The organism is Cupriavidus sp. 05T313 (assembly GCF_056396665.1).
Genome location: NZ_JBFTLX010000502.1, coordinates 1 through 1509 on the forward strand (window position 1 = coordinate 1; position 1509 = coordinate 1509).

The 1509-nt window shown below is 66.3% G+C and carries 2 protein-coding genes; both read right to left on the bottom strand.

Features of this window, described 5'->3' with window-relative positions; all coding sequences use genetic code 11:
- The coding region (locus tag AC1DKD_RS41235; protein ID WP_477144746.1) for a biotin/lipoyl-containing protein at positions 1-459 on the bottom strand (459 nt) is incomplete at its 3' end.
- Between the two features lie 165 nt (positions 460-624).
- Positions 625-1509: transketolase-like TK C-terminal-containing protein (locus AC1DKD_RS41240; RefSeq protein WP_477144747.1), on the bottom strand; the 885-nt coding region annotated here is incomplete at its 5' end.

Sequence of the window (1509 nt, forward strand, 5' to 3'; positions counted from 1 at the left end):
GATGGTGTCGCCCGGCTTGACGTGGACTTCGATCACGGGGACCGAGTCGTAGTCGCCGATGTCCGGCACCTTGACTTCGACCGGGCCTGCAGCAGCGGCCGGCGCGGGGGCGCTTGCCGCGGCCGCTGCCGGAGCCGCTGCCGGAGCCGCGGCGGGCGCCGCAGCGGGTGCAGGCGCGGGCGCCGGTGCTGCAGGGGCCGGCGCGGCCGCGGCGGCGCCGGCGGGCTCCAGCATCACCAGCACGGTGCCTTCGGCGACGTTGTCRCCGACCTTGATCCGGACTTCCTTGACCACGCCGCCCTGGGGCGAGGGCACGTCCATCGTGGCCTTGTCCGATTCCAGCGTCACCAGCGCATCTTCCGCGTTGATGGTGTCGCCCGGTTTCACGTGCACTTCAATGACGGGAACGGCGTCGTAATCGCCGATATCCGGCACCTTGATTTCAATCGCTTGACTCATTCAGTGTCTCCTGGGCAGGCCGGCGCACGCGACAAATACGAGCGTGTGAGGTTACCCTCACTGCCTGCATCTGTCACGCCGCCGCGCCGCAAGGCGCCGGGCATTTGCCCGGCACCCGCGGCGCGGCGCTACCGTTTCTGCGGGGGGTTCGTGCAGCCGGTCCGCTTAGACCGACATCGGGTTCGGCTTGTTGGGGTCGAGGTTGTACTTCTTGATGGCTTCCGCCACCTTGTCGCGACCGATCGCACCCTCGTCGGCCAGCGCCTTCAGTGCAGCCAACGTCACCCAGTGACGATCGACCTCAAAGAAATGACGCAGCTTTTCGCGGGTATCCGAGCGGCCGAAACCGTCGGTGCCGAGCACCACGAAGCGGCGCGGCACGAAAGGACGGATCTGGTCGGCGAAGGCGCGCACGTAGTCGGTCGAGGCGATCACCGGACCGCGCACGGACTTGAGGCTCCTGGTCACGTGCGATTCGCGTTGCGTCTCGGTCGGGTGCAGCAGGTTCCAGCGCTCCACGTCGTGGCCTTCGCGGGCCAGTTCGGTAAAGCTCGGGCAGCCCCACAGGTCGGATTCGACGCCCCAGTCCTTCTTGAGCAGGTCGGCGGCGGCAATCACCTCGCGGAAGATCGTGCCCGAACCCAGCAGCTGCACGCGCGGCGCGTTGCTGTTTTCGACGCCCTTCCTGAACTGGTACATGCCCTTGACGATGTCGCCCTCTACGCCAGCCGGCATTTCCGGATGCTCGTAGTTCTCGTTCATCACCGTCAGGTAGTAGTACACGTCTTCCTGCTCGGCATACATGCGGCGCAGGCCATCCTGCATGACCACCGCCAGCTCGTACTGGAAGGTCGGGTCATACGAGATGCAGTTCGGGATCGCGGCGTGGAACACGTGCGAGTGGCCGTCTTCGTGCTGCAGGCCTTCGCCGTTCAGCGTGGTGCGGCCCGAGGTGCCGCCCAGCAGGAAGCCGCGCGAGCGCATGTCGGCAGCCGCCCAGCACAGATCGCCGATACGCTGGAAGCCAAACATCGAGTAGTAGATGTAGAA